The 19,257-nt window shown below is 64.5% G+C and carries 19 protein-coding genes and 3 tRNA genes; 11 read left to right on the top strand and 11 right to left on the bottom strand.

Annotated elements, in window-relative coordinates:
- Nucleotides 1-33 precede the first annotated feature (33 nt).
- The 4 genes from ACZY1F_RS19895 to ACZY1F_RS19910 all read left to right on the top strand — a co-directional run bounded on the left by ACZY1F_RS19895 (nucleotide 34) and on the right by ACZY1F_RS19910 (nucleotide 1,493).
- Nucleotides 34-107: transfer RNA gene (locus ACZY1F_RS19895), tRNA-Ile, on the top strand.
- 69 nt (nucleotides 108-176) lie between these two features.
- Nucleotides 177-293 carry a DLW-39 family protein gene (locus ACZY1F_RS19900; protein ID WP_210412373.1) on the top strand — a complete coding sequence of 39 codons (117 nt, stop codon included), beginning with the start codon at nucleotides 177-179 and terminating at the stop codon, nucleotides 291-293.
- A gap of 72 nt (nucleotides 294-365) precedes the next feature.
- Nucleotides 366-441: transfer RNA gene (locus ACZY1F_RS19905), tRNA-Ala, on the top strand.
- A gap of 107 nt (nucleotides 442-548) precedes the next feature.
- Nucleotides 549-1,493 (top strand): DMT family transporter, encoded by a 945-nt coding sequence (locus ACZY1F_RS19910; protein WP_463944166.1) that lies wholly within the window; start codon nucleotides 549-551, stop codon nucleotides 1,491-1,493.
- 47 nt (nucleotides 1,494-1,540) lie between these two features.
- Here the strand turns inward: ACZY1F_RS19910 and ACZY1F_RS19915 are convergent, their stop codons facing one another.
- Together ACZY1F_RS19915 and ACZY1F_RS19920 are read right to left on the bottom strand one after the other, a co-directional pair.
- Nucleotides 1,541-2,416: a glycosyltransferase family 2 protein gene (locus ACZY1F_RS19915; protein ID WP_463944167.1), complete on the bottom strand. Its 876-nt coding sequence runs from the start codon at nucleotides 2,414-2,416 to the stop codon at nucleotides 1,541-1,543.
- 137 nt (nucleotides 2,417-2,553) lie between these two features.
- On the bottom strand, nucleotides 2,554-3,531 hold the full coding sequence (locus ACZY1F_RS19920; RefSeq protein WP_463944168.1) for a hypothetical protein: 978 nt from the start codon (nucleotides 3,529-3,531) through the stop codon (nucleotides 2,554-2,556).
- A gap of 155 nt (nucleotides 3,532-3,686) precedes the next feature.
- On the opposite strand from ACZY1F_RS19920, the gene ACZY1F_RS19925 reads away from it, so the two are divergent.
- From ACZY1F_RS19925 to ACZY1F_RS19935, 3 genes are all read left to right on the top strand, one after another.
- Nucleotides 3,687-4,232 carry a peptidylprolyl isomerase gene (locus ACZY1F_RS19925; protein ID WP_463944169.1) on the top strand — a complete coding sequence of 182 codons (546 nt, stop codon included), beginning with the start codon at nucleotides 3,687-3,689 and terminating at the stop codon, nucleotides 4,230-4,232.
- Between the two features lie 8 nt (nucleotides 4,233-4,240).
- Nucleotides 4,241-5,122, top strand: a complete 882-nt coding sequence (locus ACZY1F_RS19930; protein WP_463944170.1) for a rhomboid family intramembrane serine protease — start codon at nucleotides 4,241-4,243, stop codon at nucleotides 5,120-5,122.
- A gap of 722 nt (nucleotides 5,123-5,844) precedes the next feature.
- Nucleotides 5,845-6,318, top strand: a complete 474-nt coding sequence (locus ACZY1F_RS19935) for a carboxymuconolactone decarboxylase family protein (protein WP_463944171.1) — start codon at nucleotides 5,845-5,847, stop codon at nucleotides 6,316-6,318.
- Between the two features lie 268 nt (nucleotides 6,319-6,586).
- Here the strand turns inward: ACZY1F_RS19935 and ACZY1F_RS19940 are convergent, their stop codons facing one another.
- A complete protein-coding gene (locus ACZY1F_RS19940) occupies nucleotides 6,587-7,219 on the bottom strand; it encodes a DNA-3-methyladenine glycosylase I (protein ID WP_463944172.1) in 633 nt (210 codons plus the stop codon).
- 19 nt (nucleotides 7,220-7,238) lie between these two features.
- Entirely contained in the window at nucleotides 7,239-7,493 is a 255-nt protein-coding gene (locus tag ACZY1F_RS19945) for a cell division protein CrgA (RefSeq protein ID WP_463944173.1), read from the bottom strand.
- A 175-nt stretch (nucleotides 7,494-7,668) separates the two neighbouring features.
- On the opposite strand from ACZY1F_RS19945, the gene ACZY1F_RS19950 reads away from it, so the two are divergent.
- The 3 genes from ACZY1F_RS19950 to ACZY1F_RS19960 are packed head-to-tail and all read left to right on the top strand — an operon-like array spanning nucleotide 7,669 to nucleotide 9,280.
- Entirely contained in the window at nucleotides 7,669-8,469 is an 801-nt protein-coding gene (locus ACZY1F_RS19950; protein ID WP_463944174.1) for a class E sortase, read from the top strand.
- Between the two features lie 2 nt (nucleotides 8,470-8,471).
- On the top strand, nucleotides 8,472-8,642 hold the full coding sequence (locus tag ACZY1F_RS19955; RefSeq protein WP_181577402.1) for a hypothetical protein: 171 nt from the start codon (nucleotides 8,472-8,474) through the stop codon (nucleotides 8,640-8,642).
- Nucleotides 8,639-9,280: an aminodeoxychorismate/anthranilate synthase component II gene (locus ACZY1F_RS19960; RefSeq protein WP_463944175.1), complete on the top strand. Its 642-nt coding sequence runs from the start codon at nucleotides 8,639-8,641 to the stop codon at nucleotides 9,278-9,280. The genes ACZY1F_RS19955 and ACZY1F_RS19960 overlap by 4 nt, the downstream gene beginning before the upstream one ends.
- A 102-nt stretch (nucleotides 9,281-9,382) precedes the next feature.
- Here ACZY1F_RS19960 and pknB read toward each other — a convergent pair whose 3' ends face one another.
- From pknB to ACZY1F_RS19995, 7 genes are read right to left on the bottom strand one after another with little or no spacing between them, the layout of a single operon-like run.
- Nucleotides 9,383-11,323 carry a Stk1 family PASTA domain-containing Ser/Thr kinase gene (gene pknB, locus ACZY1F_RS19965; protein WP_463944176.1) on the bottom strand — a complete coding sequence of 647 codons (1,941 nt, stop codon included), beginning with the start codon at nucleotides 11,321-11,323 and terminating at the stop codon, nucleotides 9,383-9,385.
- Nucleotides 11,324-11,338: 15 nt separating this feature from the next.
- Nucleotides 11,339-13,051: a protein kinase domain-containing protein gene (locus ACZY1F_RS19970; protein ID WP_463944177.1), complete on the bottom strand. Its 1,713-nt coding sequence runs from the start codon at nucleotides 13,049-13,051 to the stop codon at nucleotides 11,339-11,341.
- Nucleotides 13,048-14,508: a peptidoglycan D,D-transpeptidase FtsI family protein gene (locus tag ACZY1F_RS19975; RefSeq protein WP_463944178.1), complete on the bottom strand. Its 1,461-nt coding sequence runs from the start codon at nucleotides 14,506-14,508 to the stop codon at nucleotides 13,048-13,050. Before ACZY1F_RS19975 ends, ACZY1F_RS19970 begins: the two co-directional genes overlap by 4 nt.
- Nucleotides 14,505-15,893 (bottom strand): FtsW/RodA/SpoVE family cell cycle protein, encoded by a 1,389-nt coding sequence (locus ACZY1F_RS19980; RefSeq protein ID WP_463944179.1) that lies wholly within the window; start codon nucleotides 15,891-15,893, stop codon nucleotides 14,505-14,507. Before ACZY1F_RS19980 ends, ACZY1F_RS19975 begins: the two co-directional genes overlap by 4 nt.
- The gene (locus ACZY1F_RS19985) at nucleotides 15,890-17,518 is read right to left on the bottom strand and encodes a PP2C family protein-serine/threonine phosphatase (protein WP_463944180.1); all 1,629 of its coding nucleotides are present in this window, start codon (nucleotides 17,516-17,518) and stop codon (nucleotides 15,890-15,892) included. The genes ACZY1F_RS19980 and ACZY1F_RS19985 overlap by 4 nt, the downstream gene beginning before the upstream one ends.
- A gap of 2 nt (nucleotides 17,519-17,520) precedes the next feature.
- On the bottom strand, nucleotides 17,521-18,003 hold the full coding sequence (locus ACZY1F_RS19990; protein ID WP_056342800.1) for an FHA domain-containing protein FhaB/FipA: 483 nt from the start codon (nucleotides 18,001-18,003) through the stop codon (nucleotides 17,521-17,523).
- Nucleotides 18,000-18,743 (bottom strand): FHA domain-containing protein, encoded by a 744-nt coding sequence (locus ACZY1F_RS19995; RefSeq protein ID WP_463944181.1) that lies wholly within the window; start codon nucleotides 18,741-18,743, stop codon nucleotides 18,000-18,002. Before ACZY1F_RS19995 ends, ACZY1F_RS19990 begins: the two co-directional genes overlap by 4 nt.
- 331 nt (nucleotides 18,744-19,074) lie before the next feature.
- Here ACZY1F_RS19995 and ACZY1F_RS20000 point away from each other — a divergent pair.
- Nucleotides 19,075-19,157: transfer RNA gene (locus ACZY1F_RS20000), tRNA-Leu, on the top strand.
- The last annotated feature ends 100 nt before the right edge of the window (nucleotides 19,158-19,257 follow it).

Genomic DNA, 19,257 nt, shown 5'->3' on the forward strand with positions numbered 1-19,257 from the left:
TGTAAAGTCGTGTCTCGGCCCGATGAGGCATCGGGGCGTATAGCTCAGGCGGTTAGAGCGCTTCGCTGATAACGAAGAGGTCCCAGGTTCAAGTCCTGGTACGCCCACGGAACCTGTGCAGGTTCGAAGGAAGGTTTGGTTTGCTTCACGGCAGACGGGACCGGAACGGGGAGCATGTGAAGAAGTTGCTGGTACTTGCAGCTGCGATCGCAGGCGTCCTGCTCTACAGGAAAGCACAGGAATCCGAGGCCCGGAAAACAGTCTGGAGCCAGTCGACCGATAAGGTCGAATAGGCCGGATTCCCGGACCGGGAGCCTGCAAAAGGCTCCATGGTTCTAGGGTATGATTGACGGGTTGCTTCTTATGGGGGCATGGCGCAATTGGTAGCGCACCTGCTTTGCAAGCAGGGGGTTCGGGGTTCGAGTCCCCGTGCCTCCACCATAAGGAAGTCCCGGACAGCCGAAAAGCTGTCCGGGACTTTTTCGTTAAGACGGCACAGCCTTAATTCAAGGCGGCACAGTGTTAATGCAGAACAGTAGGGTTGAACGGTGAACCTCCTTCTTGCGGCCCTTGGGGTCCTGGGCGTGGCTTCGTCCGGGCCGTTGATCGCCGCAACGCTCGGTGCCACCACCGTCAGCGCCCTCGCCATCGCCTTCTGGCGCAATGCCATCGGGGCTGCAGTGATGGCCACGCCCAGCCTGGTCCGCGAGCCCCGGCAGTTCGGCCGGATCACCGGCCCCGAGTTCCGCTGGTCGCTGCTGGCCGCCGTAGCCCTGGCCCTGCACTTTGCCTGTTTCATTACGTCCCTCCAGCTCACCTCCGTGGCTGCCGCTACCGCCCTGGTCTGCCTGCAGTCCGCCTGGATCGCCGTCTTCCAGCTGTTCCGTGGCACCAGGCACCGCTGGCAGGTGCTGGCAGGGCTCGGGATCGCCTTTGGCGGCGTTGTCACCATCACCGGGTTCGACATGGGGTCCTCGCCTGACGCGCTCCTCGGCGACCTGCTGGCCGTCGCTGGCGGGGCCCTGGCCGGCCTCTACACCCTTGCCGGCGGCACGGCCCGCCAGACCATGACCACGGGAACGTACACCACGCTCTGCTATGGGATGTGTGCGGCCTTTGTGGCGGTGCTGGCGCTCTTCAGCGGCCAGCCGCTGGTGGGGTTCGACGCCGTTGGCTGGGTCGGGATCCTGGCCATCACCGTGTGTGCCCAACTGGTGGGCCACACCGCCTTCAATCACCTGCTGGCCACCATGAGCCCGCTGCTGGTGTCGATGATCATCCTGCTGGAGATTCCGGGGGCCGCCGTTCTGGCCGCGGTCTTCCTGCATGAGACGCTGCCTGCCGGCACCTACGGCGGGCTGGGGCTCATCCTGGTGGGGCTCGCCGTCGTGGTTCTGGGCCAGAGGTCAGGTTTCCGAAAACGTCGGGAAGCCTCCGGCCCGCATACGGACGAGCCGCCGTCGGGCCGACTGGCTGACCTCGGAACGGACTGAAGCCAGTCCACCGAGGCGGGACTTGGAGGCGGGACTTGGAGGCGCGCTTACTGCCCGCCGCGGCGAGCAGGCTGCGCGGTGTTGACCGTGTGGATCGCGCGCAGGAGCTTCGCCGGGAAGTAGACCGAGAAGAACACCACCATGGGTGCCTTGAGGGCCATTTTCTTGACGTTGTGCGCCTTGTACGTGCGGTCGAAGCGGGTCACGTAATACCGGTAGTCCCGCGGTGAATCCTCGAGCCGGCGGGCGGACATCCCGGACACCATCTGGGGCCAGTACTGGACTTTAAGTTCGTGGTCGGCGAGGTGCAGGGAGAGGTCGATGTCCTCGTGCATCTCGTCCTTCTCGTCACGGCAGGTTTCGTCCCGGATGGTTTCCCAGGCCGTGGCGCGCAGGGCCATGTTGGAGCCGAAGAGGAAGTGGTACTGGTGCTTGGCGAGCTTGAGCATCAGCTGGCGCATTTTGTCGTCTGCCTTGAGCCCGAACCGCCGCATTGGCATGTCGTAGTAGACCACCGGTCCGGTGGCTGCCTGGACTGACGGGTCAAGAAAAGCCTTCTGGACTTGTTCCACCCAGTCCGGCTCGACAACCGAATCCGCGTCAATGCGTCCCAGGATGTCGCCGGTGGCGTGGTTGAGGCCAAAATTCCGGGTGGGAATCAGGCCCTGGTCCCGGTCCTGGCTGAGCAGGATGATGGGACTTTCCGGATACTCCAGCTGCATTTGCGCCACGATGGCGGCGGTGCGGTCCGTGGAGAGGTTGTCCACCACGATGATCTCGTGGGCCGGCACCGACTGGTACACCGCAGCGATGAGACACTGCCGGATGACACTTTCCTCGTTGTAAGCCGGGATGACAATGGACACGCACGGCAGCTGTGCTGCGTCGTTCAAGGCATCCCCAGAGGATTTATCGGCTGACATCAGTTCAAATTTAGCACCGATCGGGATTTGTCCTGCCAGCGACTGGGTCCGGTCCGGACAAACACTGGGAAAACACTGAAGGGGCCCCGCACCAGGCGGAGCCCCTTCAGGTGGACGGCGCGGCGCCGCCGGAAGTGCTAGTTGCTGCTCTTGTCCGCGGAACCGTTCATGTTGGCCGCGATGTTCTTGATGGCGGCCTTTGCATCGGTGGACGCCTTGGCTGCCGCGTCTGCCGATTCATCGGCGACGTGTTTGGCCTTCTCGACGGCGTCGTCCGCGGTGTCCTTCGCGTCCGTTGCAGCGTCCTGTGCCTGGTCGGCCACGGCGTCAGCGGCGGAAGCCGTGGCGGCTGCAGCCTTGCTGGCTGCGTCCTCGGCCGTGTCCTTGGCGTCGTTCACGGTCGTGGCGGGAACCGGCGCCGGCGTGACCGGGGAAGGGGTCTTCCACGGGTCTTCTACCGGCTTGGAGGCCTTCCAGGCGGCGACGCCGGCGGCGACGGCCGCGGCGATGATGCCGAACACCAGCCAGCCGCGCTTCTTGGGCTTCTGGGGCTGGGCGATCTGGACGCCCACAGCCTTGCCAGCCTCGTGCGCGGCGGCCTTGAGTTGCGTACCGGCCGTCTGTGCCTGTTCCTGGAGGGAATGCACTACGCCGGAATCGGCAAGCCGCTGCGCGACAGCGTCGACGTGGGACGGCGCGCTTTCCAAGGTGCGGTGCACGGCGTCGGACGCGTGGCCGATCTGGTCCGAAAGGCGCGGCAGGTATTCCACCACCACGCGGTCCCGTGCGTTCTGGATGACGGGCGTGGCCTTGTCCAGGGCGTCATGCAGGCGCGGCGTGGCGACCTCAACGGCGTCGTGGATTTTAGGGGCGAGCTGGGCCAGCCCCTCCTGGATGCGCGGTGTCACGGTTGCGACGCCGTCGGCTAGGTTGTGGGCTGCGGTCTTAAGCCCTTCCTGGATCCTGGGAGATGCCGTATCCAGGCCATGCTGCAGGCGGGGAACTGCCCAATCCACTGCTGCTTCCACGCGGGGGGATGCCCAGTCCTTGGCGTTCTCAACTGCGCTGTTGACTGACTGTTCAAGGTCACGGGCAATACGATCCGATTTCTTCACAACTACCTCCCGATTAATGTGACGGTTCTGTTGTTAGCCTACGTGCCATGACCTGCACGGGCTATTCTTCCAGCGGATTTACGCCTGATTTCACCCAGCGCGGAACTGCCGGTCCAGCCCCGTCCGCGTTGACCGGGCGTGAAAGAATGGGCAACATGACTGCAATCGCAACTGCAAAAGCAACCATCCACACCAGCCTCGGCGACATCGTCGTAAATCTTTTCGGCAACCATGCGCCGAAGACGGTCAAGAACTTCGTTGGCCTGGCCACCGGCGAGCAGGCCTGGACCCACCCCGAGACCGGCGAGGACAAGACGGGCACGCCGCTGTATGACGGCACCATCTTCCACCGCATCATCAAGGACTTCATGGTCCAGGCCGGCGATCCGCTGGGCCGCGGAACGGGTGGCCCCGGGTACAAGTTCGACGACGAGATCCACCCCGAGCTCAGCTTCAACGCACCGTACAAGCTGGCCATGGCCAACGCCGGCGTCCAGGCGGGCAAGGGCACCAACGGCTCACAGTTCTTCATCACCACCATCCCCACCGACTGGCTCCAGGGCAAGCACAGCATCTTCGGTGAAGTTGCTGATGAGGACTCCAAGAAGGTCGTCGACGCCATCGAAGGCGTCCGCACCGGCATGGGCGACCGCCCGGTTGAGGACGTCACCATCAACAGCATCGACATCGAGCAGCTCTAACCCATCACATGAGCTACGGAATTCCGGCGGCTGAGCCGTCCGCGCAGGTTCCGGTGTGTCCCAGGCACCCGGATCGGCCCTCCTATGTGCGCTGCCAACGCTGCGGGCGCCCTGCGTGCCCGGACTGCCAGCGGGCGGCCGCCGTCGGATTCCAATGTGTTGACTGCGTCAACGAAACCAGGCGGACGACGCCGGCCGTCAAGACCGTTTACGGCGGTGCCGTGGCAACCGGCAAACCCGTGGTGACGTTTGGAATTATCGCCCTGTGTGCGGTGATGTACGTTCTGCAATGGATAGTTCCCGACGAGTGGATCTACCAGAACCTGGCGTTCGCCAATGTGTTTGCCTCTCCCGAATTCGGCGAGTTCGAACCCTGGCGGATGCTGACGGCAGCTTTCCTGCACTCCCAGGGATTTATCCTCCACATTGTGCTGAACATGTACATGCTGTGGATTTTCGGCCAGGCACTCGAACCGCTCCTGGGCCGGGTCCGCTTCCTGGCTTTGTATCTCATCTCTGCCATCGGAGGGTCCGTTGGCTACCTTCTTCTAACCCCTGGCTATGCGCCTGGAGTGCCTCTTGCCGGCGTGGTGGGCGCTTCGGGCGCCATCTTTGGACTCTTCGGCGCGATGCTCCTGGTGCAGCGTCACCGCGGCGGGGATACGCGGCAGCTGTGGATCCTGATCGCCATCAACGGCGTGATCGGATTTGTGGTCCCCCAGATCGCCTGGCAGGCCCACCTGGGCGGGCTTGTCACCGGAGCCCTTTGCGCTGCCGTGATTGCGTACACGCCCCGTGGCCCTCGGCAGCGTCTGTTGCACGCCGCTGGACTGGCTGCAGTGGTTCTCCTGCTGGCCCTGGTGAGCTGGCTCCGCGTTACGGCGGGCTGACCGCCTGGGTTCGCCGACCGGCCTCCCATAGACCAATTCAAAACCCCGGTGCCCAGTGGACGCCGGGGTTTTTGCTGTGCCCAGCAGGCCGCGGGCTCGAGCTAAGGCCGGGCGCTGCCGTGCTGCCCAGCCGGACGGCGCTCCTGCGATCGTTGCCGGGTGGCGCCAGCCGACGGTCTGAGCGGAGCTGCCCGGTGCTGCTTGGAGCGCCGGCAGGGCCGCGGCCAGCTCCCACCCACGACCAGAGTTATCCACAGGGGTTATCCACACTGTTGGTAACTTACAAAGGTGTAGTTCACTATTTCGATGTTTCCCTGTGCCCGGATGTCCGCCCTTTTCCCCGATTAGATCCCCCCGTTGTCCACAATTGTGGACAACCCCTGGGGATGCGCCTGTGGTTAAGTGGACAAACCCGCCTTTTAGGCCCCGTCTGTGGATAACATGGCCAATTCCGGTGTTGCAGCCCTGAACTAGGGGATTTGCGCTGCCCCTATCAACAGGGTTGTTCACAGTGTTAATAACTTACAGACATGTAGTTAACCTTCGGTGTTTCCCGGGCTGGGGCATCTGGGGAGGTCGCCGGGACCCGTTCTGTGGATTGTTGTCCACAACTGTGGATAAGTTGTGGGTAGTCCAGTGTTAGTAAGTGGAAAACACCCATCCGTGCGAGGGTATTCGTACGCAGCAACCGAACCCACAGGCTCCCAGCCAGGAGGACCGCCTTGAGCGCCAGCGCCACGACCCAGCACATCTACCTCGACAAGCAGCACCCCGCGGTATGGCGTGCCCTCAACGGTCTGGGGCTGAAAGTGCGCGAAGCCGCCGACGCAGCCGGGATTGACCGCAGGACCATTGAACTGATCAACGTGCGGACTTCCCAGATAAACGGCTGCGCCTTTTGCCTCGACATGCATGTGCGGGACGCCGTGGAGGCCGGGGAGAGTCACCAGCGGCTCGCCGTCCTGCCGGCCTGGCGGGAGACGGCACTGTTCACGGACAAGGAGCGGGCGGCCCTGGCTTTGGCCGAATGCATCACTGAACTGCCGGATCACCGGACCGCCGAGCTTGAAGAAGGGTATGCCCGTCAGTACCTCAGTGCCGATGAATTTTCGGTGGTCAGCTGGCTGGTGGTCAGCATGAACGCCTTCAACCGCGTATCCATCACCAGTCACCATCCGGTCCGCCGCGACCGCTGAGCGGGGTGAATTATCCACAGCTAATCCACACTGTTAATAACTGTCCTTTCGACCGTCGTGGATCAGGTCCCGTGGACCATGGCCTGCACGGGCAGAAATTGCTTCCGGCACCGGCAAAGTTATGCACAGTGTGGATAACTTTCCCAACAGCTGGGGAGAACCTGCCCAGCGGAGAGCAGGACCGGGAGGCTTAGAACGCCCGGTTCAGCCGGCTGCGGGGAGTTGCGTCAGGCGGCGGCGCGCCGGGTCACAGCCCGCCCGTTGCCGGTCAACCCTGCCAGACGCCTGAGGAACCGCGCCGGTGGCTGTCCAGAAGGTGGGTGTCCACCATGCCGATGGCCTCCATCAGCGCGAACATGGTGGTGGGGCCAACGAACGAGAATCCTTGCTTCCGCAGCGCCTTGGACAGCGCCACCGATTCCGGTGACTGCGTGGGGATTTCCGCGTGCGTGACCGGCTGGGGCGTGGTTGTGGGCTGGAACTGCCAGACGAAGTCAACCAGGCCTTCCCGCTCGCGCAGCGCGATAGTGGCCCGGGCATTGTTGATGGCGGCACGGATCTTTAGCCGGTTGCGGACGATACCCGGATCCTGGAGCAGGCGCTCAACGTCCGCTTCGGCAAGCGCGGCAACAGCGTCCGGCTGGAAGTCGTGGAAAGCCTGACGGAAGGCAGGGCGCTTTCGCAGGATCGTTGCCCAGGAGAGTCCTGCCTGGAAGCCCTCCAGGCAGATGCGTTCGTAGAGGCCCTGTTCGTCCCGGACGGGCAGGCCCCATTCGGAGTCGTAGTATTCGCGCAACAGGGGATCCACGGCGGCCCACGGCGGGCGGGCCAGCCCGTCGTCGCCAATGATGGTGCCGTCCCCAGCCTCGTTTCGGGGCTGGGCGGCGGCCGCGGGAGTCATCCGGGTCCTGCGGTCAGGGTCAGGAACGCCAGCGGGTGGTCATCAGGAAGCCGATGATGGCAATACCGAAGCCGGCCACGATGTTCCACGACTCCCAGGCCTGGACAGGGAACCGGCCCTCGCTGATGTAGAACGTGATGATCCAGAAGAGTCCGATGATCATCAGGCCGAACATCACCGGCTTGAACCAGACAGCGTTGGGCTTGTACGTCTGCGCCCCGGAAGCGGGCTGCGCGGCGTTAAAAGTCTTCTTGCGTGGCTTTGACTCGGGCACGTGCACTCCTTGGCGGACTGGAGCAAGCTCGGCGTCGCGGGCTTGATATCCTGCAAGAAGGAAGTTGCCAGCGGTCTGCGCGATCTTGGTCAAATCTGGATTCTTACTAGCAGCCAATTCTAGCCGTAGTTCAGGGCACTCAAACGCCCATCGCGGCCACCCCGGAGGAGAACGCGTGGTATTGCAGGAGAAGGCGAGGCGCGCCGCCAGGAGGCCCGCCCGTCCGGCGCCCGCCCGCGCTTCCGTTCTGCGCGGGACGGTACAGGTGCTCGGCGAACTGCTCATCACGGCCGGCATCATTCTCCTGCTTTTTGTGGGCTGGCAGCTGTGGTGGACCAATATCGAGTCCGACGCCAAGCAGAGTGCGGTCATCAAGGAATTCGCCCAGGGGCTGCGCGGCACGGTGCCCGCAGTACCGGAACCGGACCCAACGGCGGCGCCCGTGGACTACGGCACCCCCACAGTTTCCGCGGCACCAGGGCATGCCGGCACCATCGGCATCATGTACATCCCGCGGTTTGGCCCCAACTACACCCGGCCCATCGTGCAGGGAACCACTGGGGATGTCCTGGATACTCTGGGGCTTGGCCACTACGCCACCACTGCCATGCCGGGCGCCGTCGGAAACTTCGCCGTGGCCGGTCACCGGCAGACCCACGGTGCCGTCCTGGACAATATCCACACCCTTGTCCCGGGGGACAAAATCTACGTCCAGACCAAGGATGGCTATTACATCTATGTGTTCCGCAACAACCAGATTGTGATGCCGTCCCGGACCGATGTCCTGGAACCGGTCCCCACCCGCCCTGGCGTCACTCCGACCGAAAGCTTCCTCACCATGACCAGTTGCAATCCGCGCTTCGGCGCCGAGGAACGCATCATCGCCTACGCGCTGCTGGACAGCTGGCGGCCTGCGTCGGCGGGGCCGCCGGCCGAGATCGCCGCCCAGGTGGCGGCAGCGGTGGGAGGAAACTGAGTATGTACGGCTGGATTTTCCGCCACCTTCCGGGCCCCCTCTGGCTGCGGATCTTCACGTCGCTGGTGCTCATCGCCGGCGCACTGATCCTGATGGTTCAGTTCCTGTTCCCCTGGATGTCCGGGTTCACCGCATTCACCGACTCAACGATTGGTTCTGCAAGCCAGCCATGACCACAACTAAAATCCTGGTCGTAGACAACTACGACAGCTTCGTTTACACCCTGGTGGGCTACCTCCAGGAGCTCGGCGCCGAGACCACCGTTGTGCGCAACGACGACGTGACCCTCGCTGAAGCCATCGAGATGGCCCAAACGCGCGACGGCGTCCTCATCTCACCCGGTCCGGGAAACCCCGCCGAGGCGGGGGTGTGCATTGAGCTGATCAAGTGGTGCGGCGCGAACAACAAACCGATGTTCGGAGTCTGCCTGGGCCATCAGGCCCTGGCAGAAGCCTACGGCGGCACGGTGACCCACGCGCCGGAGCTGATGCACGGCAAGACATCGCTGGTGGAGCACAACGGCACCAGCGTCTTCGCCGGACTCCCCTCCCCCGTGACAGCGACGCGCTACCACTCACTGGCAGCGGTAAGGGACACCATCCCCGACGTCCTGGAGATCACCGCGGAAACAGCAAACGGCGTCGTGATGGGTCTCCAGCACCGCACCGCACCGCTGTGTGGCGTGCAGTTCCACCCGGAGTCGGTCCTGACCGAAGGCGGCTACCAGATGCTGGGCAACTGGCTCGAGTCCCTCGGAATGGCCGGAGCCGCCGCCCGTGCCGCCACGCTGAGCCCGCTCATCCAGCACTGACGGGCACAAACCCTCGAACAACGCGGGGTCACTTCTCGCCCATCCCGAAGGGGAACATAGGCGAGAAGTGACCCCGCGTTGTCTTATGGAGCGGGTGGAGGCTTAGCCCTTTTTGGTGGCTGTGGGCGTGGCCGTTGGCGTTGGTGTGGGCGGCGGAGCCGGTGCCTTGGCCACCTCAATGTTGATGGTTTTGCCCTGATCGATGGAGGCGTTCACCGGCTCACTTTGCCCCGTAACGATACCCGCCGGGACCTCAGAGTTTTCCACTTCCTGGACGTTGGGGACCAGTCCTATTTCCTTCAGCGCCGCCTCCGCCTCGGCGCGCGGACGATTGATCAGTCCAGGCATGGACACCTTGCCGGTGGAAATCACGATCTCCACCGTGGTGCCCACACCCACCATCTGGCCCGGTGCCGGGCTGGTGGTAATCACCCTGCCGGCAGGCACTGTGGCACTGTTGGCGGTAGTGGTGGACGCGGCGCCTTGCAGGCCGTTCTGGCGCAGGATATCCCGGGCCGCCGCCTCCGTCTGGCCCGGAAGGGTTTCCGGAATCTTGATGGCGCTGGGGCCTTCAGAGATATTCAGGATCACCTCCGCGTTGGGATCAACCGACGTTCCGGCCACCGGGTCAGTGCCGATTGCCGTCCCGCTGGGTATGGTCTCGTGCTTGTTCCGCTTGATCTGCGGGCGCAGGTTGGCACCATATAGTTCCTGCAGCGCGGCCGATTCGGTCAGGGACGCCACCGCAGGGACTTCCACCTGGGGCGGCGGGGGCGCAGGCCGGTTTACGGTGCTGTACAGCCAGAAACCGCCGCCGCCAAGGATCAGCAGGGTGAAGATCACCAGGGTAGCCATCCATGTACGACGACGGGACTTCTGCCGGGCGGTCCGCTCACGTTCCGGCGCAAAACCCAGGGGAAGTTCATCGACATCCGACGATTCGTGTGCGGCGGCCGCCATGACGGGGACTCTCCCGTCAGTACGGGTGTCCTCCGCATTGCGCTCCGGGCCGGCGGGGACATCGTCCAGGAAGCCGGCACCGGTGAGCCCGAACGCCTCTGTCACAGGCTGACGTTCCGGCGTCGGGACGTGGTCGTTGGGATCGGTGGGGGCTTCGGTTGCGGCCAGCGCGGGCACGGACACGCCCGCCCGCGCGGCGCGCAGCGCGCGCCGGAAGGCCGCTGCGTCCTGGAAACGGTCCGCCCGGTTCTTCTGCAAGGCCTTGGCCAGGACACTGTCCAAGGCGGCCGAAATCTCCGGGTTCACACTGCTCGCCGGCTCCGGGATTTCCCGGACGTGCTGGTATGCCACAGAGACGGGACTGTCACCAATGAAGGGCGGCCGCGCGGTGAGCATTTCGTACAGCAGGCACGCCGCGGAGTAGAGGTCGCTGCGCGCGTCCACCGTTTCGCCCCGGGCTTGCTCGGGCGAGAGGTACTGGGCAGTGCCCACCACGGCCTGGGTCTGCGTCATGGTGGCCGATGAATCGGCGATGGCCCGGGCAATTCCGAAGTCCATGACCTTCACGGAATTGGAGCCTTCGCAGAACATCACGTTGGCGGGTTTGATGTCGCGGTGGACGATGCCTGCCTTGTGGCTGTATTCAAGGGCCGAGAGCACGCCCAGGCAAAAGTCGATGGCCTGGTCAATGCCGACTTCCTTGGCCCGGATCAGGTCGCGGATGGTCCTGCCCTCGACAAACTCCATCACAATGTAGGGCACCCGGACACTGTCCTCCGAGCCATCCGGAACGGTGTGTTCGCCAGTGTCGTAAATAGCCACGATGGAGGGGTGGTTCAGCGCGGCTACGGACTGCGCTTCGCGTTTGAACCGCGCCTGGAACTGCGGATCCCTGGCCATGTCCGGGCGGAGAAGCTTGACGGCAACTGTCCGGCCCAGCCTGGCATCGACTCCGCGGTGGACATCCGCCATCCCCCCGCGGCCGATGATTCCGCCGAGCTCGTACCGGCCGCTCAGGACGCGCTGATTATCCACCGGAAGGCTGTCCTCCCGGTGCAGCGGAGTGCGGGGCGAATCATTCACTGTCAATCCTGACGGCTACGGCGCGCAGGTGGCGGGCAATCCTGGCAGTTGGCCGGGGTTGCACTTGGGTAGGGTGGACGTTGGCTCAGCCGAGGCTGGCGCCGAGGACGGCGAGGACGGCGGCGCTGCCGGCGTAGTGGCCGGGACGGGGACAGCGTAAGTTACGGTCACTTCAGCCCCCTTGGGCACTGTGCCCGTGGGATTGACCTGCAACACGGTTCCCGCAGTGGAAGTACTCTGCTGCGGGATGACCCGCACGGACAGGCCCATGGTTTCAAGCGTCCCCTGGACCTGACGGTAGTCCTTCCCGAGGTATGCCGCCGAAATGATGTCCACCGTGCTGGGGGTGGGCGTTGGGGTGGGTGCGTCGCTGGTCTGTGTGGGGGTGGGCGTCGCGGATGTCGAAGTCTTTGACGGGCTGGCGCTGGTGGACGGCGGGTTGCTGGATGCCGAGTTAGTGGTGGTGTTGGCCGGGTTGAAAATCCCCTGCTGCGTCAGGAAGAACCCCACCAGCGCGAACAGAACCAGCACGATCAAGGCGACCAGCGGCCACGTCCAGGGGCTGCGGCCGCGACGCTCGGGCTCATCCGCCGGTTCGTCGTCGTACGTTTCTTCCTCCTGCACCCAGCTGCGCTCCGCAGCCAGGGCGTCCGCCCGCGAAAGCGTACTCCCGGCTCCGGCTCCGGCTCCGGCTCCGGCTCCGGTGGCGGCGCCTGCGCCCGCGGCGCCGAGTGCAGCGCCGGCGGCAGCAGCACCAAGCACGGGCAGGGCGGACGTCGACGTTGTGTTGCTGTCCTTCTGCGCGATGACGCCGGTGGGTGCTGTGGCAATGTCCACCGGTGCGGTGATGGGGCCGGTTGTCGCCTCAAAGAGCAGCATGCCCGGAACCGCGGCGTGGGCGGCGTCAATATCGCCGTTGCGGATGGCCTCGGCGGCTTCGGACAGTTTGATGGCGTTGGCCGGGCGGTTCTTGGGGTCCTTGGCCAGCATGGACATCAGCAGCGCTCGGACCGGTTTGGGCAGGGTCTCCGGAAGCGGCGGCGGCGCGTCGTTGACCTGCGCCAAGGCAATGGCGATCTGTGATTCGCCGGAGAACGGCCGGTGCCCGGTGAGGCACTCGTAGCCGATCACGCCGAGTGAGTAGATGTCCGAGGCGCCGGTAGCGGTCTGGCCGGTGGCCTGCTCGGGGGCGAGGTACTGGGCGGTCCCCATCACCTGGCCAGTCTGCGTCAACGGGACCTGATCGGCCAGGCGCGCGATGCCGAAGTCGGTGACCTTGACCCGGCCCTCGGGTGTGATCAACAGGTTGCCCGGCTTGATGTCGCGGTGGACCAGCCCCTGGGCATGCGCGACGGAAAGCGCGCGGGCGGTCTGCGCCATCATGGACAGCGTCCGGTCCGGGGACAATACCTGCTCGTGCTCGATGATGCTGCTCAGCGGCTGGCCAGGGACGAGCTCCATAACCAGGTACGCGGAGCCGTCCTCTTCGCCGTAGTCAAAGACGTTGGCGATGCCCACGTGGTTCAGGAGGGCGGTGTGGCGTGCCTCGGCGCGGAACCTCTGGAGGAAACCGGGGTCACCGGTGTATTCCTCCTTGAGGACCTTGATGGCGACAATGCGGCCCAGGACCTGGTCCTTGGCCTTCCAGACCTCTCCCATCCCGCCGATCGCAATCCGCGTGGTCAGCTGGAATCTGCCGCCGAGGGTGATTCCCGTTGTAGGCCTCACTTATTCAACACCGCCTCAAAAATCTTCTTCGCGTTCGGACTGGTTAGCTTTGCACCGGTGGTGATGTCTACGCCCTCCATGACGATGGTGACACTCACCTCCGGGTTGTTCGAGGGGGCAAACCCGGTGAACCAGGAGTTGTTCAGGCCGTTGCCCAGTTCAGCGGTTCCGGTTTTGCCGGCCACCTGTACGCCGGGGACAGCAGCGCCGCGGGCGATGCCCTGGCTCACCGCACTAGTCATCCATTCGGTGATCTGCCGGGCAATCTCCGGGGTGGTGGAAGTCCTGAGCGCTTCAGGCTTGGGTTCGTCAATGACCCGGAGGTCCGGGGACCGCACGGTCTTGACGAGGCTGGGGCTCATCTGGACGCCGTTGTTGGCGATGGCCGCGGTCATCATTGCGATCTGCAGCGGAGTGGCACGCACGTCCTTCTGGCCGATGGCGGACTGGGCCAGGCCTGGCCCGTCCAGGTCATCGGGGAACCCGTTCCCCTTGGCGTAGGCGAGCTTGAGCTGATCGCCCAGCTCCTCGCCGAAGCCGAACTTTGCCGCCTGCTCGGCGATGGCGTCGCGGCCCAGGTCCATGGCAATGCTGGCGAATGGCGTGTTGCAGGACTGCTGGAGGGCGAAGGCAAAGCTGGCCGTCTCCTGCGTATAGCAGTTGCCCCCGGCGTAGTTGGGCAGCGTGTACTGGATCCCCGGGAAGGGCAACTGGGCCGGATTGGGGAGCACACTGTCCTTGTTGTACTTCCCGGAACTCAGGGCGGCAGCCGTATCCACCAGCTTGAACACCGATCCCGGGGCGAGCAGCCCTCCCGTGGGACCGCTGACATTCTGGTTCAGGTTTATGCCGGGGACCTTGACCAGCTCATTGATGTTGGCGGTTTCGGCGCTCGGATCCTGGGTGGCGATCAGGTTGGGATCATAGGACGGCTTGGACACCATGGCCAGGATGGCGCCGGTCTTGGGGTTGGTCACCACGATGGATCCCCGCTGGCCGTCCGGAATGAGGTCGTAGGCAAGCTTCTGGATTGCGGGATCGATGGTGAGTTCCACCGATGCTCCCTTCGGCTGGCTGCCTAGGAAGAGCTGCCCGATCCGGTCGAAGAACTGCTGGTCTGAGCTGCCGGCCAGCTGATCCTTCATCGCAACTTCCAGGCCTGTGGCACCGTAGTTCCGCGAGAAGTAGCCCGTGAGGCCTGCATACAGAGCCGGCTGCGCGTAGGTCCGCTGGAACTGGCAGACCTCGGAGGTGCCTTCCACCGATTCGGCGACGGGGTCCCCGCCCACGATGATGGCGCCGCGGTCGTTGCAGTAATTCTGCAGAATGGCGCGCTGGTTTAGGGGGTTGTCCTTGAGGTCATCGGCACCCACCACCTGCACAAAGCTGATGGCACCGAAGATCAAGGCAAACATGGCGATCGCTGCCACCCAGGAATTACGGATTGCTTGGTTCACGCTTGTTTCACCGCCTCGGTAGGTGTGTCGACGGCTTGGGGTTCGGTTCCCTTGGCGGGCGGCAAAGGGGTGGTGTCGACGGGGCCACGGGCCGTGTGCGAAATCATCAGCAGCAGGCCCACGATGATCCAGTTGGCCAACAGTGAGGAGCCGCCTGCCGCCAAGAACGGCGTGGTGAGCCCGGTCAGCGGGATCAGCCGGGTGACTCCGCCGATGACCACGAAGCACTGGAGCGCCACCGCGAAGGAGAGCCCGCAGGCCAGGAGTTTTCCGAAGGCGTCCCGGGTGCCGAGGGCCGCCCGGAAGCCGCGGGTGAACAGCAGCAGGTACATCAAAACCACGGCGAACAGACCGATCAGGCCAAGTTCCTCGCCAAGGGACGCAATAATCATGTCACTGTTGGCGAAGGGCACCAGGTCCGGGCGGCCTTGGCCGAGGCCAGTGCCCACCAGACCGCCGTTGGCCATGCCGAAGAGTCCCTCAATGACCTGCCGGCTGCCGGTCTCGTAGACCTCCGGGGAGAAGGCGTTAAGCCAGCCAAAGATGCGCTGCTCCACGTGGGAGAAAACCTGGGCCGCGATGAAGCCGCCACCGAGGATCAGGGCGAGGCCGATGACCACCCAGCTGATGCGGCTTGTGGCCACATAGATCATCACGATGAACAGGCCGAAGAACAGGACCGAGGAGCCGAGGTCGCGCTGGAAGATCAACACGCCGATGCTCACCAACCAGGCCGTGATCATGGGTCCCATGTCCTTGAACCGCGGGAACTGCAGCGGCCCGATCTTGCGGCCCGCCAGCAGAATGAGGTCGCGGTTCGAGGAGAGATAACCGGCGAAGAATATAGCAAGGGTGATCTTGGCGATCTCACCCGGCTGGAACGTCATGGGGCCGACCCGGATCCAGACGCGGGCGCCCAGGATTTCGCCGGCCGAGATGCCGGGTACCAGTGGAAGAATCAGCAGGAGCGCACTCACAGCCAGCGAGATGTAGGTGAAGCGGCGGAGCAACCGGTGGTCCTTGAGGAACCAGATCACGCCGATGGCCACGGCCATGGCGATCAGTGTCCAGCGCAGCTGGTTGTTGCCGGTGTCATCCCCTGGGGCGTCGAGGCGGTGGATCATGGCAAGACCCAGGCCGTTGAGTGCAACCACCAACGGAAGTATTACCGGATCGGCATATTTGGCCCGGATCCGCAGGACCGCGTGGAATACCAGGGCTGCCACCGCGAGGAGGCTGGACTGGAACCAGAAATCGGAGTCGAAGGCCTTCTCCTGGTCAACGCCCACCAACATGTTGGCGCCGATGCCCACGGACAGGGCGAGGATCAGGAGCAACAGTTCAACGTTGCGCCGGGGTTTGGGTATGGTGCTGAGCTGGCTCACTGGCCTCCCTCACATGCGGTAGTGGGGCTGGGCGAGGCGGCCGGGGCCGCCGCAGGAGCGCTCGGGTCCGGCGATGGGGCAGGGGCCGTGGGTGTTGCCGCCGGCGCAGTTGGTGAGGCCGGAGCGGGCGACGGGGTCAGGCACTCATCCGGCGGAGCAATGGTGCCGGTGCCTTCGAGATTCTTCACGATCCGCTGTGCGTCGTAGAGGTCACGCGCGGGAACCGTCTGCCGGACGCGCTGCTGGGAGAACTGGGGCAAGGAATCCATCCGGATCTCTGTTACGGCTTCGAGGGTTGAAAGCTGGATAGGGCCAAGCCGCTGGGAGACACCGTTGTAGATGGCCACTCGGGAATCGTATTCTCCGATGTAGTAGCGGGTCTGGGTCCATGCGTAGCCGAGCCATAGGCCCACGGCCAGCACCAAGAGCACGGACGCGGCTATGGACATGGTGACCCAGCGTCGGGGTTTCGGCTGCCCCAGGAGATCATCCGCCTCGGCGATGGGTGCGTCGGCCTTATGCGTCAGGACGGTAGCGGCCCGCCGGGCCACCGTGCGGCCGGCGATGGTGGGAATGGAACCGGACTCGGCCGCGGTGGCTGCAGCACCGACAAGTTCGTGCGGGCGCGATGCGAGTTCCTGTCGCAGGACTTCGGCTGAAAGGTGCTCGCCGAGATTGGGGTCGGTGGAGGACGGCGGTTCGGAGGCCACCGGCTCTTCGGCGGCTTTTTCCGCGGCGGGCTTTTCGTCGACCGCCTTGGTGTCCGGGGAAGCACTGTCTGCGTCGCTGCCGGCTGCAGGGGCTTCGGTGAGCAGCTGGGGAGGGATGATGTTGACGGCGGCGGTACTGACGTCGTCGGGCGTTTCCTCGATAATCTCCACCATGACAACGGTGACGTTGTCCGGTGAGCCGGCTTCAAGTGTCAGGTTCACCAGGGTTTCGACGCACTCGCGCAGGTCCTTTGTCTCGCGGACGGTCCGCTCCACAACGTGTCCGGCCACATAGTTGAGCCCGTCCGAGCAGAGCAGCCAGCGCTCCCCGGGCTTCACGTCCAGAGTGTCCAGATCCAGTTCGGGGCTGGCGTCAACGTCGCCCAGCACGCGCATGAGGACGTTTTTGTGCGGGTGGGTTTCGGCCTCTTCGGGACGGAGCCGGCCCTCATCGATCAGCCGCTGGACGAACGTGTGGTCAACGCTGATCTGTTCAAATTCGCCGTCGCGCAGGCGGTAGGCCCGGGAATCGCCGATGTGCGCGAAGTGCAGCTTGCCCTCGGCGAGCAACAGTGATGTGACGGTGGTGCCCATGCCGGCGAGCTTCGGGTTGATGTGCACCAGTTCGGAGAGCAGGGAGTTGGCCGTCTGGATTTCGTCGGCGAGGACCGTGCCAGCATCGCCGTCGTAGTCATCGTGGTCCAGATGCAGCATGTCCAGGACGGTGGCAGCGGAGGCCACATCGCCGCCTGCGTGGCCGCCCATTCCGTCTGCGACCACTGCCAGATGGCGGCCGACGTACGCCGAGTCATCATTTTTGGCTCGGATGCGTCCCACATCCGAGCGCGCCGCGTAGCGCATGATGAGGGGCCGCTGGACGGTCGTGGCATCGCCGGCGGGAAGGTCAGCGGCCATGGCTATGGCCTCAATTCGATGACCGTCTTGCCGATTCTCACGGGTACGCCAAGCTCAACGGGCAGTGCCCGCGTCAGTTGCTGGTCCGCCAGGTAGGTGCCGTTGGTGGAGCCAAGGTCCTCAATGAACCATCGGCTGCCCTGCGGGAACAGCCGCGCGTGGCGGCCGGAGGCGTAGTCGTCCTCGAGAACGAGCGTGGCTTCCTGCGCGCGGCCCAACAGGATGGGGCTGGCGGCCAGGGGGATTGTGGTTCCCTTGAGCGGGCCTTCGGTGACCACCAGCTGGTGGGCCTGCTGCTTGAGGGGCTGCGGCGGAGCCTCGGCCAGTTCCGGATTCTTGCGGACCTGGCGGGCGGTCGGAGTGCCGGCGGCAGCTTTGCGACCCACCATCAGGTCCCGGCGCATAGCCGAAACAATGCTAAAGATGAGGACCCAAAGCAGGATCAGGAAGCCAAACCGAAGGGCAGTGATGGTCAGGTCGCTCATGGGCGGCCCCCAGGGTTGGCGGGAAGCAGGCGGAAGATGATCTTTGTCCGTCCCATCGTGATGGTGGAGCCGTCGGTCAATTCGGTGCTGCCGGCCACCTTGTGGCCGTTGACGTAACTGCCATTGGTGGAGCCGAGGTCCACGGCGCTGGTGACACCGTTTGTGGTGCGGATCTCGAGGTGGCGGCGTGAGACGCCGGTGTCGTCAACCAGGATGTCAGCCTCGGAAGACCGGCCCAGGACGATGGATGGGGCATTGAGGGAGTAGCGCTGGCCGTCGATGTCCAGGACGGGCTGCAGCCGTACGGGCGGGCGGCTAGGGGCTGCCGGCAGGTTGGGCCTAGCCGACGCGACGCCGGGGCCAGCTTTGGACTTCTCGGTGGAGGAGACGATCTCGAAGTCGCCGGCGCGCAGCTCCTCGGAACGGCGGAAGGAGATCCGTACCGAGCCCTGCAGGGTGTAGCCCTGGCTGCGGACGTGGTTGATGACGACGTCGCAGAGTTCTTCGGCCAGGGGCGTGCCCCATTCTTGCGCCCTCGTGAAGTCGCTGTCACTGAGCTGAACGTCGAAGACGTTCGGGGCCAGCGTGCGGCCGGCGGCGATCGTGAGGGCTTTGTTGTCCACCTCACGGCGGAGCCGGCTGGCGATTTCCACAGGTTCCACCTGGGCGCGCGAACCGGTGGAGAAGACACCGCGGACGGCCTTTTCGATACCGCGCTCGACCTTGTCCAGCAATCCCATGGTCCTTCTCCTTTCCCCCCGGCAGCGGGGCAGTTTTCGTTCCAGAACTCGACGAGCAACGCAGTTCAGAACCCAGCGGCCTACCTGGCAGTGGCGGGCACTGCTACATCAGATACTACTGGGCAGGCCTGTGAATGACCTTAATCCACGACGGCCGGGCCCCCGGAAAAGTTCGTTCAGGGATCCCGGGAGGCGCCCTCCTGGCGGGGAATTTGACCGCGCCCGCGGCTCAATTGGTGTTTTGCTGCCGCTGTCCGTTATGCTTGATCTCGCTGCTTTTACACGGTTGCGGATCCGGGAAACCGGCCGTTATTCATGGAAAAGAAGTTGCGCGCGAGTGGCGGAACGGCAGACGCGCTGGCTTCAGGTGCCAGTGTCCGAAAGGGCGTGGGGGTTCAAATCCCCCCTCGCGCACGCATGTGGTGAGTCGAGACATCCTTCACGGATGAGTCGAGTCATCGGTTACACCCCGGTCTGCGGACCGGGGTGTTTTTCTTTGTCCGGATTCTCTGGG

This window comes from Pseudarthrobacter xylosi, assembly GCF_055412765.1.